At 55.4% G+C, this 12,656-nt stretch carries 14 protein-coding genes; 2 read left to right on the top strand and 12 right to left on the bottom strand.

Features of this window, described 5'->3' with window-relative positions; all coding sequences use genetic code 11:
* Positions 1-31: 31 nt before the first annotated feature.
* Positions 32-1,324 (bottom strand): HD domain-containing protein, encoded by a 1,293-nt coding sequence (locus ACFSR7_RS24470; protein WP_378166140.1) that lies wholly within the window; start codon positions 1,322-1,324, stop codon positions 32-34.
* Between the two features lie 318 nt (positions 1,325-1,642).
* Here ACFSR7_RS24470 and ACFSR7_RS24465 point away from each other — a divergent pair, with 318 nt between their 5' ends.
* Complete coding sequence (locus ACFSR7_RS24465) at positions 1,643-1,891, top strand: AbrB/MazE/SpoVT family DNA-binding domain-containing protein (protein WP_067781230.1); 249 nt, start codon at positions 1,643-1,645, stop codon at positions 1,889-1,891.
* Between the two features lie 91 nt (positions 1,892-1,982).
* Here ACFSR7_RS24465 and rsmI read toward each other — a convergent pair whose 3' ends face one another.
* The 11 genes from rsmI to ACFSR7_RS24410 form a co-directional block, all read right to left on the bottom strand.
* Complete coding sequence (gene rsmI / locus ACFSR7_RS24460; RefSeq protein WP_378166138.1) at positions 1,983-3,044, bottom strand: 16S rRNA (cytidine(1402)-2'-O)-methyltransferase; 1,062 nt, start codon at positions 3,042-3,044, stop codon at positions 1,983-1,985.
* 3 nt (positions 3,045-3,047) lie between these two features.
* Positions 3,048-3,839, bottom strand: a complete 792-nt coding sequence (locus ACFSR7_RS24455; RefSeq protein WP_378166280.1) for a tRNA1(Val) (adenine(37)-N6)-methyltransferase — start codon at positions 3,837-3,839, stop codon at positions 3,048-3,050.
* A gap of 237 nt (positions 3,840-4,076) precedes the next feature.
* The gene (locus ACFSR7_RS24450; RefSeq protein WP_378166136.1) at positions 4,077-4,460 is read right to left on the bottom strand and encodes an initiation-control protein YabA; all 384 of its coding nucleotides are present in this window, start codon (positions 4,458-4,460) and stop codon (positions 4,077-4,079) included.
* 55 nt (positions 4,461-4,515) lie between these two features.
* Positions 4,516-5,316: a PSP1 domain-containing protein gene (locus ACFSR7_RS24445; protein ID WP_282912072.1), complete on the bottom strand. Its 801-nt coding sequence runs from the start codon at positions 5,314-5,316 to the stop codon at positions 4,516-4,518.
* 41 nt (positions 5,317-5,357) lie between these two features.
* Positions 5,358-6,341, bottom strand: a complete 984-nt coding sequence (holB, locus tag ACFSR7_RS24440; protein ID WP_378166135.1) for a DNA polymerase III subunit delta' — start codon at positions 6,339-6,341, stop codon at positions 5,358-5,360.
* Between the two features lie 56 nt (positions 6,342-6,397).
* Positions 6,398-6,841 carry a YaaR family protein gene (locus ACFSR7_RS24435; protein WP_378166133.1) on the bottom strand — a complete coding sequence of 148 codons (444 nt, stop codon included), beginning with the start codon at positions 6,839-6,841 and terminating at the stop codon, positions 6,398-6,400.
* A gap of 24 nt (positions 6,842-6,865) precedes the next feature.
* A complete protein-coding gene (locus ACFSR7_RS24430) occupies positions 6,866-7,195 on the bottom strand; it encodes a cyclic-di-AMP receptor (protein WP_067781248.1) in 330 nt (109 codons plus the stop codon).
* Between the two features lie 142 nt (positions 7,196-7,337).
* Positions 7,338-7,976 (bottom strand): dTMP kinase, encoded by a 639-nt coding sequence (tmk, locus tag ACFSR7_RS24425; RefSeq protein ID WP_378166131.1) that lies wholly within the window; start codon positions 7,974-7,976, stop codon positions 7,338-7,340.
* A 47-nt stretch (positions 7,977-8,023) separates the two neighbouring features.
* Entirely contained in the window at positions 8,024-9,619 is a 1,596-nt protein-coding gene (gene wsfD, locus ACFSR7_RS24420; RefSeq protein WP_378166129.1) for a glycan biosynthesis hexose transferase WsfD, read from the bottom strand.
* Complete coding sequence (locus tag ACFSR7_RS24415) at positions 9,616-11,079, bottom strand: aminotransferase class I/II-fold pyridoxal phosphate-dependent enzyme (RefSeq protein ID WP_378166127.1); 1,464 nt, start codon at positions 11,077-11,079, stop codon at positions 9,616-9,618. Before ACFSR7_RS24415 ends, wsfD begins: the two co-directional genes overlap by 4 nt.
* Before the next feature lie 148 nt (positions 11,080-11,227).
* Positions 11,228-11,413, bottom strand: coding sequence for a sigma factor G inhibitor Gin (locus ACFSR7_RS24410; protein WP_378166125.1), 186 nt, complete (start codon positions 11,411-11,413; stop codon positions 11,228-11,230).
* A gap of 156 nt (positions 11,414-11,569) precedes the next feature.
* Between ACFSR7_RS24410 and ACFSR7_RS24405 the strand changes: the two genes are divergently transcribed.
* On the top strand, positions 11,570-12,097 hold the full coding sequence (locus ACFSR7_RS24405) for a transposase (RefSeq protein ID WP_378166123.1): 528 nt from the start codon (positions 11,570-11,572) through the stop codon (positions 12,095-12,097).
* Positions 12,098-12,656: the final 559 nt, after the last annotated feature.

The raw sequence follows: 12,656 nt of genomic DNA, 5'->3' as shown, positions 1-12,656 counted from the left end.
CTCCTTTGGTCAAATCAATTTGGTATAAGATCTATAAACCCAGCAGTTCGCGAATCTCGGGTTTAAGATCATGGACATGCGGGAGCACCAGGTCTTCGGGATAATAGATATAATACTTCCCGGTATGAAGTCCCGCGATCGACCGGACGATATCGCTTTTTAAAGATATCTCGGTCAATCGATCTTTTTCGTCCAGCACGAGGACGGGGGTCTTTTCTTTGGGCTCGGGATCCGGAGATCCTGGCTTGTACACGTCGTAGGGAAGGTTCGTCGGCGTGTCCATCTGAAGGTGGTAATCAGGGTGCAGACCGATCCTTTCCCATTGCTCCCGCAGCTCCGCCTCCAGTGTTTCGTGCGGACTGTCGAGGGGTACATACTTGTACAATCGGCGGTTTAAGAACCGTTTACATAAGTCCGCCAATATCTCGTCTTCTTCGTCCGCCCATTGGCCGAACGCAGTCTGTACCATCGCTTCATCCAGCGCCAGATAGTCCCGCAGTCCGATCGTGCCGTTCAACAACTGCGCTAGCGGCGGCAGCAGGAATTTGAACGCATGGCCCCCGCGGAACAACTCGCGCGCCCTCATGAAAATTTGCCTCAGTACGATATCCGAACTGCGCGTCACGGGATGAAAGTAGATCTGCCAATACATTTGATATCTCGACATCAAATAATCTTCTACTGCATGCATCCCGCTCTCCTTCACCACGATTCGCCCCTTATAAGGACGCAGCACGCGCAAGATCCGATCGAGGTCGAAGGTACCGTAGTTCACGCCCGTGAAGTACGCATCCCTGAGCAAATAATCCATTCGGTCCGCGTCCATCTGGCTGGACACGAGGCTCACGACGATCGGCTTGTCGTACGTCTTGCAGATGACGGCGGCAACCTTTTGCGGGAAATCCTCGCTTACTTCCTTTAATACCCGATTGATCTCGGTATCTCCCAATATAATCGCGCACGACCACTCCTCATGATCCGTATCGAACACTTGTTCGATGGCGTGGGAAAAAGGACCGTGTCCGACATCGTGCAGCAAAGAAGCGCATAAACTGACCATTTTTTCCTCTTGCGGCCAGTCCTGGTATCCGTTACGCTCAAATTGACTGATAATTCTTCGCGTGATATCGTATACGCCCAGCGAATGGGAGAATCGGCTGTGCTCTGCCCCATGGAAGGTCAGGTACGAAGTCCCCAACTGCCGTATGCGCCTCAATCGTTGGAACTCGGCGGTGTTGATAAGCTTCCAGATCGTCGCTTCCTGTACGTAGATGGACTGATGAACGGGGTCCTTGAATACTTTTTCCTCCCGAAGACGGTACATGTTTCGATCACCTCGTAGGTTTGGGCTTCACATTCGACAAACGATTATGATTTTGTCGAATGGTGTCATCCGCTAATTTTAAGAATTAATCCCGTTTTTTACCTAATATATTGGTGAATTGGTGCTAAACTGTGGAAGTTAGCGGGTATTCAGCTAAATTTCAGCTAAAGAAGCCACTATTTCTGGTTGACTTATTTGGGAATCGTTGGTACGATAGAGTACGGAAAAGAAAGAATTTTGTCGAATGATGGCGAATATGCGGAGGTTCTCCGACATTTCGTTTAATCTTATTTTACGCGAATGAGGGAGGATTTCCAAATGTTGAAGTCGACGGGCATTGTACGGAAAGTGGATGAACTGGGTCGTGTGGTCATTCCGATCGAGCTGCGCAGAACGCTGGGTATCGGGGAAAAGGATGCGCTGGAAATCTATGTGGACGGCGAGCGCATCATGCTGAAGAAATACGAACCGGCTTGCATCTTCTGCGGCAATGCGGACAACGTTATTTATTTTAAGGGAAAAATCGTTTGCAGAGAATGCTTGAAGGATTTACCTGCAACCGTGTGACAAATTAGAGAAATTCGTTTATAATGGAAGAAGCACTTACCAACATCGTTATTTCTAACCTTTTTATATCTCCTTGCCACCCCTCCCGGACTTAGTCCGCGGAGGGGTCTTTTTCTTCTTCGAGCAACATTTGGTACACTTCCCGGCGGGACAAGCCTAGATCGCGCGCCGCCAACCGCATCGCTTCCTTGCGATTTTCGCCGTTCTGCGCTTCGTATCTGGCGACATGCTCGGCCGTTGTCAGCTCGAACCACCAGGCCTCGCTAGGATCGGCCGACAAAGCCGCTGACGGATCCGCGCCTTCGATGACCAGACAGCATTCACCCAGGGGCGGATGGGCTTCTATATATTGCAGGCAAGCTTCGGCTGTGCCCCGTACAATCTCTTCATGCCTTTTCGTCAGCTCCCGCACGACCGCGATCCGTCGGCCGCTCCACCGCTCGGCGACCGCCTCCACGGTCTTTTTGAGCCGATGCGGAGATTCGTACAACAGGAGCGTGGCTTCTTCCCGATCCAGACGGGCGAGGAAGGATTCTATTCCCTTGCGGTCCCGGGGCGGGAAGCCTGCGAACAGGAACCGTTCCGTCGGCAAGCCGGATACGATGAGCGAGGAAAGCGCGGCATTTGCGCCCGGAATGGGAACGACCGGTATGCCTTGCTCGGCGGCCGCAGCCGCGAGATCGGCGCCCGGATCGGAGATGGCCGGCATGCCGGCGTCGCTCACCAGGGCGATTGTCGTGCCTTCGGCCAACAGCCGGACAAGCTCCGGTCCGCTCGCTCTCTTATTATGCTCGTGGTAGCTGACCAGACGCGTAGAGATATCGAAGTGCGTGAGCAGCTTGCGCGTCTGGCGCGTATCCTCGGCTGCGATGAGGTCGGCTTCCTTTAGCGTACGAATGGCCCTGAACGTCATATCCTCCAGGTTGCCGATCGGCGTCGCGACGAGATAGAGCGTGCCCGGTCCGCCTGACTCGCGAGCGCCAAAGCTTTTTTGAACCTGTGCAGCTGCTTGCAGAGGCAGCTGTGTCTGAGCAGCCGACGTGCGATCGGTGTTCCGCTCGCGGGCTTGTCCGCGGCCTTCCGGCAGTTCGGCGCGCTCTAATGCGCCATGCGGACTCCTTCCTCGCCCGCTGCGATCCCGTTTCTCCTTCATCGCTCAATCCTCCGCCCCTTCACTCGTGTCCGTGTCGTTCAGTTCCTTTTTGCGCCCGTAAAATACGTCCAGCAGTTCGCCTGTATACGTGCGGCCTTCTCCTTCGTATACGATTAGTGGCGGGAGCAAGCGAAGTTCCGGCCTTCCGCCCAAGCTGGCCTCGATAAGCACCATATTCGCTTCGGCTCCCGCCCGTGAGTGCACGAAGCGCATCCGCTTCGGTTCGAGCCGATGCCTCTGCATAGCGGCCATAATCTCCGCCAGCCTGGACGGACGATGCACCATGGAGACGCGCCCGCCCTCACGGACGCTTCTCGCGCAGGCCGCCACGACATCCTCCAGCGTGCATCCGATCTCATGGCGCGCGAGCGCTTGATGCAGATTTTCCTTGTGCTCTCCGGAACCGACGGGTTTGTAGGGCGGGTTCACCGTTACGGCCTCGTACGCCTCGCTGCCCTGCAGCGCGGGCAGTGTCTTCAGGTCCGCTTCCCGAATGCGGATCCGCGATTGTAACTCGTTGTAAGCGACGCTCCGCTTGGCCATGTCCGCGAGCCGAGGCTGCAGCTCCACGCCTTCGATAGATGCATCGGTCCTTGTTGCGAGCAGCAGCGGGATGACGCCGTTCCCCGTGCACAGATCGAGAATCCTCCCTTTCTTCGGAATGTCGGCGAACCTGGCTAGTAGAACGGCATCCAACGAGAAGCTGAAAACCTCTTTGCTCTGTATAATTTTATACGCATGCGTCAACAGGTCGTCCAACCGCTCGCCATCCAGCAATTGGGGCTTCCCGAGCATGATGTTATCGTCTTCATTCAACGCCCAACGCACCGTCCCGAATTTTTTTCTTCTATTATATATGCGTCATTTCGTACCACTTTTTTATACCGGTTTTTGATGCCGGCATCACGTTTCTAAGCTTACTCGATTTGCCTGCTCAATGCCAGCAACGCACCGTGTCCCATCCCGTTTCTTCTGCAAAAAAAAGCCGGCTCCCCCGGATTGGAGAGTCGGCTGTGCGCGGTTAAACTACACTTAAGGCTTGCTCAGAAACGAGAGGCAGAACAAGCAATCGCCTTCCATTCGCAGATGCCCGTAATATACATTGCAAATATGGAAGCCTTCGTGGTACAACCGGGCCAGGTTGTCGTAGCCTTCGCCAATAGAAGACCCGGCCGCAGTCTCGGCTTGCTCCTGCTGACGGGTATCGGCCGGTTCCTCCGATACGTCGACCGCAGGTTCTGCCACGAATTCGATTGTCTCGCGCTTGAAGATCTTGCGCAGCTGCTGGTTCTCGATGCGCAGCCGCTGGTTTTCTTCGACCAATTCCTTAATCTTGAGCTTCAGCGAGCCGAATTCCGTATGGAGGCCGCCTAGCTTCGTCTCAAGTTCATCCACGCCTAAGTATATATCCTTCATGGGCAAGCTCCACCTTAAAGCCAGGTTGTGTCGGTGACGATAGGCGCTGCTGGAATTACTTTACGACGACTTCTTCAAAAGGAAGTTCTTTGACCTTGCCGACCTCGAACAACTGTACGTGGACGCTGCGGCTGCCCGCATTGAGCCCGACGACCTTGCCGTCCCCGAACGAGGTGACGACGATCTTGCCTACGGCCGGCATCTCTTCCTTGGCGCTCTCGTAGTTGTCATGCTCGAACTTGAGACAACACATGAGGCGACCGCACAAGCCGGAGATCTTGGTCGGATTCAGCGACAGGTTCTGGTCCTTCGCCATCTTGATCGAGACCGGCTCGAAGTCCCCCAGCCAGGAAGAGCAGCAGAGCACACGGCCGCAGGGGCCGATGCCGCCCAGCATTTTGGCCTCGTCCCGCACCCCGATCTGACGGAGCTCGATACGGGTGCGGAATACGCCGGCCAGGTCCTTCACCAACTCGCGAAAGTCGACGCGGCCTTCGGCCGTGAAGTAGAAAATAATCTTGTTGCGGTCAAACGTGTATTCGACGTCCACCAGCTTCATTCGGAGCTGATGGTCCTTAATTTTCTGCAATCCGATGGTAAAAGCGTTTTTCGCCGCATTCCGGTTTTCCTCGACTGCATGCGCATCGCTGTCAGCAGCGACACGTATAACCCTCTTGAGCGGAAGGACGACGTCGGCCTCGCCGACGGTCTTCGGTCCGATGACGACCGTGCCGTATTCGACGCCTCGCGCAGTCTCGACGATGACATGCTGGTCCTTGGCTACCGGATGTTCGGCCGGGTCAAAGTAATAGACCTTGCCCGCCTTCTTGAAGCGGACGCCGACAACCTCGTACAAAACTACCCCTCCCGTACGCCGATGCAGACGCTCCGATGCGGTTAACCCGCCGTCTGTGCGGACGTCACTAGAAATTGCTCGAAAGCGAGCTGCGGCTGCACGTTCGCCTTGATACGGCGAACGGCGGACAGCGCCGCTTCCATGGACCGGGTCCACGCGTGGACGCTTCGGGTCCAGGCCTGCTTGGAGAGCCATTCCGCTTGATCGGGAAAGACGAGCCTCTCCTCGCGGCCGGTCATGACGTAAATCATATCTCTATACCATAAAGCAAACAGTTGCAGCAAAATGTCGGTATGCTCGGCCAGATCCGTCTTAAACACCTGGGTCTGCGCAGTTAGCAGCACACCAGGGAACCGGGACGGGATCTCCCTGCCTAATTGTATCACTACGTTTCTTATTTCTGCAAACCAATTCTCGGCCGCCAGCGCTCGCGCAGCTTCGAACCCGGCGGTGAGATGAACGACCGACTTGGCGATCAGTGGCGGCGTGCCCTCGCGAACGAGCAATGCCTCCGTCGCCTTCGGATCGCCAGGCGTGAACGGCACGAGCTGCGTCCGCGATACGATCGTCGGCAGCATCGCCTGCTCGCTCGGCGCGATCAGGATCGCCACGACGGGCGACGGCGGCTCCTCCAGAAACTTCAGCAGGCTGTTGGCCGCTTGAACCGTCATCGTCTCCGCCGCCTCGATCACGTAAATCTTGCGCTGCGAGCCGGCGCTGCGATAAGACAGCTCCCGCTGCAACTCGCGGATCTGATCGATCTTCACCGTCTGACCGTCCGGAACGACCCGGTGCAGGTCGGGATGGTTGCCGTGCTGGACCTTGCGGCATGTCAGACATTCGCCGCAAGCGTCGTCGCCCCCGCGTTCGCACAGCAGCGTCATCGCAAAGGCTAGCGCCATCGCGCTTCTCCCCGACCCCTGCGGACCCGCGAACAGGTAGGCGTGCGCAACCTTGCCGCTGCGGAGCATGCCTTGCAGCAGTCTTTTGGCCCGATCCTGCCCCGGTACCGATGCGATCGTCATTGCATTGAACCTTCTCTCGTTGATGGACTGAATGTATGGCAACGACTGGTGCGCCGTTAGAATACCAGGTTGATCAGAAGTCCCCGAATCTCGCCGACCTTTTGCAGTAGCTCCAACCGGCCTTCTTCGCTGCCCAGGAGCTCCTCGCCCATGGCCACGAGCATCGAATCGACTTCCTCCAATATTTTGTACCGCTTGCCGCGTCCGCGCCGATCCCAGCCCTTTGTCTCCTTCAGGGCAATGCCGCGCTTCAACGTGTCTTCGAGGAATCCCTTGACCATCATCCGGTACAGCTTCAGCTCGCGCACCGTCATGGAGCGCATGAGACGATCGCCCTGCTGGCGGATGTCCTCCAGCTTGCGCTGCAGCTCTTCCTGGGTGCGTCCTTCTTCGTTCTGCTGCATCAGATCGCCGAAGTTAGGCATCTCCCTCGGCCTGGAGTTGGCATCCGTACGTTGAATCTTATTGTTTGGGGGAAAATAACCCGGCTGGATCTTCATCCCGCTTCACATCCCGCCTGATAATTAGAAGTGTTCAAATCGTTCGACCGGGACCACGAAGACGGCTGCGCCGCCCACCTGTACCTCGACCGGAAATGGAATATAGGAGTCGGCTGCGCCGCTGACCGGAGAAACAGGGGTAACCAATTGGTCGCGCACTTTGCAGTTGGCACGGATGACGTCGAGCACCTGCTGTACCCGTTCGTCTTCGATGCCGATCAGGAACGTCGTATTCCCGGCCTTGAGAAATCCTCCGGTACTAGCGAGCTTCGTTGCGCGGAACCCTTCTTTGATGAGCGCATTGGAGAGCCTGTTGCTATCCTTGTCCTGTGCTACGGCGATGACCAGCTTCATCCATCATTCCTCCCAATTCAATGTAATATGAGCTTCTCTTTATAAAATTTGACACTGCAGCTTCAAATCCTGCCCCGCGCCGCATTTTTGCAAGCGCTATCCAAGCGCGGGCGCCGCCATTGACGCATTTACCGCTATTATCTTATTCAGCCTGATCCAAAAAGCGATCCAGCACCCCCGCTACCGTCGCGAACACGTTCTCGATAGCTGGATTGGCATCGACGCGTACGATACGATCCGGGAATCGCGCCAACGCCTCCAGATAACCGTCGCGTACGCGGTGGTGGAACGCTAGAGACTCCAGATCCAGACGATTGATCTCCCGGTCTCCATGCGCATGGATCCGCTCGATGCCAATCTCGGGATCGACGTCCAAGTAGATGGTCAGGTCGGGAAGTCCGCCTTCGATCGCAAATGCGTTGATCGACATCACCTCGTCGATGCCAAGTCCTCTGGCGAATCCCTGGTAGGCGAGGCTGCTGTCGATAAAGCGGTCGCATAAGATCGTCTTACCCTGTTCGAGGGTAGGTACAATCTTCTCGACGAAGTGCTGCCTGCGGGCCGCCGCATATAGCAGTGCCTCTGTGCGGCCGTCCATGGCGGTATTTGCGTTGTCGAGCACAATTGCGCGGATCTGCTCCGCGATCGCGATACCGCCGGGTTCGCGCGTCGCCACGACATCCAGGCCCTTCGTTCGCAAGTAATCGAGCATCATCACCGCAATCGTCGATTTTCCCGCGCCTTCGTTGCCTTCTATTGTAATGAAATTACCTTTCTTCATCCTGCGAATGCCCCGATTCTATATAATAGGCAGACGCCCCTTAGCGTCTACTCTTCTCTATTATAGCCTGAAAGCTTCGCAGGTTGAATGATTATCGTCGCCTGCCTGCGATTCCCGCTCCTGGCGGCAAGGGCCCGTATCCCCCACAGCAGCCCATAAACGGCGCCGGCAATCGCGCTTGCTGCCATAATATCGAAGCATACGTTAAACATGAACAGGTGTTTGCCGAGATCCGCTTCCCCGTCCCCCATGAGCGATACAGTCACAGCTACGGCGCCTGCAGCGCCCACGACGGCGAGCGACTCCGCCAACAGCCTGCTACCGGGCCTACCGGCGCTTCTAAGCCACCAACCTGCGAGGAGCCCATAATAGAAGGCGTAGCAAGCAATAAACCAGGCTAGCGAATTCGGCATATGACGATGCTTCCATTCGCTCCATGCGCTGAACGCGTAGGACAGCTTGCTTCGCTCACGATCGGCGGATTGACTATAATTTCCCAGGTAATAGGGTCTGACAGCCGTTCCGTTATTTGCCGCCTTCTCAAGCTTGCTCACGAACCGCTCGGGATGCCGGACATAGTACAAGGCAATATCGCGGTGGGACAGCCGATCCAATACCTCTCGACGAAGCGTAGGGTCGTTCTGGGGGATTATCGTATCCTTTTGAAAAAAGTTCGTGCCCGCCAATCCCGCGTATTTGTCCGGAATGCCCAGTTCGCTCATATCCCGCTGCAGATTCGGCGTATCCTTGAGCGCGCCGAAAAAGATCGATTGATACAGGTTGATATGCCGAAGCTGATCCGGCGCTAGCGCCATCATGAGGATGGCCGATACCGCCAGGATGCCTGCGCCGATTCTTGCGCGCAACCGCCAGCCCCGATCGGGGCGCAGCGCGGCCATACGCCAAGCCAGGATGGCCAGCAGGAACCCGATTGGCGCGTTTTGAATTTTGGAGGTCGCCAGGGCGACGCCAGCGGCCACGAACAGCGCCAGCAACCACGCAGAAGGAGGACGGACGAACGGCCCAGAGTCGTGTTGCGCTGCCGTGCTCCGCTTATCCGGATCAACGCGCGACGCAATCGCGACCGCTGCACCCAAGGCAAGCAAGGTAGCAACCAGGGCATACGGTTCGCCGAAGAATGACTGATAATAAGCGGTATAGCCGACATCACAAAAAATGCCGATGACGATCACCGCTATAAAGACGGCGGCGGTGCCGGTCGTGTATTTGCCCCGCATCGTTGGCGCATAACGCACGAGAAGCCACAAGGCAAAAAGCATGAGGGCCATGTAGCAAAAGCCGAGTACGCGAATATCGAACGTCTGGGGATCGATGAGTCTACCGATCCCTCCGGCGATGGCCACAAGCAGCACATGCGTCGATACATAACCGCCGGAAGTAAAGCCGCCGTACTGATAGAACTGATGGGCATAGCCGAAGTAGCGGTCCGTATAGGATTCCTGCGGGTCTGCATAAGCGATGCCGGCAGCGCCCATGACGCGATTGAAGTCGCCATTGTCCGCTACGCCGATGACCGGCGGTACAAACAACAGATAAATAATAATGGCAGCCGCAGCGCCCAAAGCGATCCACGCAGTGATTATGCGCGGTTCCAGTCTTTTATGCCATGCTTCGCCGTTCATGCATGATCCCCTTCCGTCAGGACTCGAATCGTCGCCAAGGATTCATCCGACGCCCCCTGGAATCGCGCTCCCGCAGCCGCCAAGCGTCTTAGTTCCCCGACTATAGCTTCGCTTATAGGCTCTCCCGGGTAAAGCAGAGGAATGCCCGGCGGATACGGAATGATCCATTCCCCGCAAACATGGCCCGCTGCCGCCTCCAGAGCCACGCTGGACGTAGACACGATTCTCCGCTTGATCGTAACCGGCTCCGAGATTGGAGTCGTTGTGCCCTGATTGCGGGAGGTTTCAGTCTCATCAGCGGTTGCTGAGATATCAGAAGCTTCAGCATTCAACGCTATGGCAATTTGGTTCAGCGCGTGCAGCAAGGCCTCCCCATCCTCTTCTCTCGTACCGGGTCCCAGTGCCAGCACCGTATAGCTTGCATCCGCCATCTCGGCGACACAGCCGCGCTTTTCCAACTCAGCCTGCAGCTCAAAGCCGCTCAGCCTTCCCCGCTTTTCCTTTATCGACAGTTTTAATGGGTCATCCGTATTAAGCGCCTCAAAGGGGAGTTCGGCGAGGGCTTCACGCACAGTCCGGGATACCGCAAGTGCCGTATCGAATAAGGCATGTCCTTGCACCTGGACTTCCCTTCGAGCCAGGTCGAGCGAAGCCATCAACGGATAGGACGGACTTGAGCTCTGAACCATGCGAAGGGCTTGCCGAATCGCCGGCCGTGGTGCAAACTCGTCTTGCATATGAAGCATGGCGCTCATTGTCAGCGAGCCCAGCATCTTATGCGTCGATTGAACGACGACATCCGCTCCAGCTTGGAGCGCGCTAGTGGGAAATGCAGGATGAAGCCCGAAATGGGCACCGTGCGCCTCATCCACCAACACGGGCATCCGCTTGGCATGCGCAGCTTCAACCAAAGGCTTCAAGTCAGCGGTCATTCCATAATAGTTGGGACTGCACAGAATAAGCGCCTTAGCCTCGCCATAAATTTCAACAGCTTCCTCTACAGTTTTGACGCTAGGAGCTATCGCGATACCCGACTGATCGTCTAGCACGGGTGTCAAAAAAACGCATCGAGCGCCTGCGAGCGCCAGGCCGTGAATAATGGATTTATGTACATTGCGTTGTACCAGCACAAGATCGCCCGGATCGCATACGCCGAGAATCATTGCCAAGTTGCCAGCTGTGCTTCCCCCAACAAGAAAACAAGTCTCTTCCGCCCCGAAGCATGCCGCTGCCAGATTGTGCGCCTGCGCGATCGCTCCGCTCGGGTCGTGAAGATCATCCGTATCCGATAGCTCGGTGACATCTATATTCATCAGTATTCCGAAGTCTGCTGCTTCTTCATCATCATTAATGATAGCGCGCTGCTTGTGCCCCGGGACATGGAAAGGAACCAACTGTTTTTGCGCATGACCTACTAGCATATCGAATATCGGTGCTTGTTCGATTCTTGCCGATCGCATTCTCGCTCATTCCTCATTCGGTCTCATAAATTTTTACATAATCACCATTATATCAGACCTTTTGCCGCACCCCAAACAACACAAAAAAGCGCCGTTTCAACCCGGCACTTCTTCGTATTCTGCGTCTCATCCTCTTCACAGTCGGCTGTCAGCCTTCCAAATGGACCCACAATTGCTTTAATTGCTGAACAAAGTACGGATATCGTTGATCCTCTACTTGGGTATTCACCATTTCCGACTCGCACGAATGACAGATAAATGAACTCATGATCCGAATGCCTTCCCGATCGCGTTGTCCGCATACGATGCAGGCTTTGCTATCTTCTTCATTCATGGCATTCCCGCCTTTGGTTGCCTTATTAGGACTAGTATGCCTCATACTCTATGAAAATATACCTCTTGCTAGCGGCTGCAGCCAGAAATTTAACAATATGCGTAATTGGAGCCGATAGTAATTACAGAACCTAAGCGCCGTACAAGGAGATCTTCTATGAAAATGCCCGAGCCTCCGCGCGAGGCCACCGTCTATCATTATAAACTGATACGCAAAATTCCGATGCGTCCGGAAACCAAATATAGTTATATGACCACTGCACTTCTCGGAGCAGGGTTCGTAACGGGATTTTACGCGTGGAAAGGGCTCGAGTGCATGGCGGTTGGCTTGATCGTTATGATACTCATTCATGCCGTCGTCCTGCGCATTACGCTGCGCCGCGTAGATGCCGCTGCCGGCAAACGCTGGAGCTTCCGCATTGACTGGCCGTGGATCGGTCCGTTGCCGATCATGGACACGAGCCTCAGCCTCTTCCGCCGTCTACATTTTCATCTGATGCTGGTCGGCTGCTGCGCCTCCGCGCTCCTTTATCCCTGGGCGCATCCGGCTTTGGTTATATCTCTCGTGTACTGGCACTTCTGGCTGCTCTCACCGCGCCTCACGCTGCTTATGCGCATGCGCAAGGAGCGAGGCAATGGCGTTATCCGCTTATCTGAGACGGAAGTTGCCTACTATCATATTTAAAAAACGAACTCATGGGGTTGCTCCTAATCGGGATCTGCTGCATCCTTTATTTTTGCTCATTTCATTAATTCTGCATGCTTGGCTGGCTTGGGCGCTACTAATAGCGGCGCCTGTGTCCGTCCCTCTCGCACTGACTCGCTCCTCTCATCTTCGCGTCCTCCGCGTCGCTCTTTCGCCGCAATGCCTGCAAATATACATCTATTTTCGCCGATGTCGGCCCTTCTAGGTTGAAAAGATGCAAATGTACATTTATTTTACTTCTCCAGCCCCATTTCCGGCTTGAGCTTTGCATTTACCTGCATATTTGCATCTTTTTTATCCCGTGTCGTTGGTCAGAAGAAAAAACCTGTACAATTGCAGTTATTTCGATCCGTCAAACCATCGAAGAGTCCCAGCATGCCGAATACGCGCATACCTGCTCCTACCATCGCCGTCCAACTGTACGTTCTGTAGAGTAGAGAACTGAAATTTCATCGGAGGGCGCAAGCCCTCCTTTTACTTTCCAGCACCCCCTGCATCAAACCGGACTTGAGGTTTTCCCTCATCCGGCTTTCCGATG

The sequence above is a fragment of the Cohnella sp. GCM10020058 genome, from assembly GCF_042683485.1.
In the GTDB taxonomy this organism is placed as follows: domain Bacteria; phylum Bacillota; class Bacilli; order Paenibacillales; family Paenibacillaceae; genus Cohnella.
This window is presented reverse-complemented; position numbering and strand designations above follow the sequence as displayed.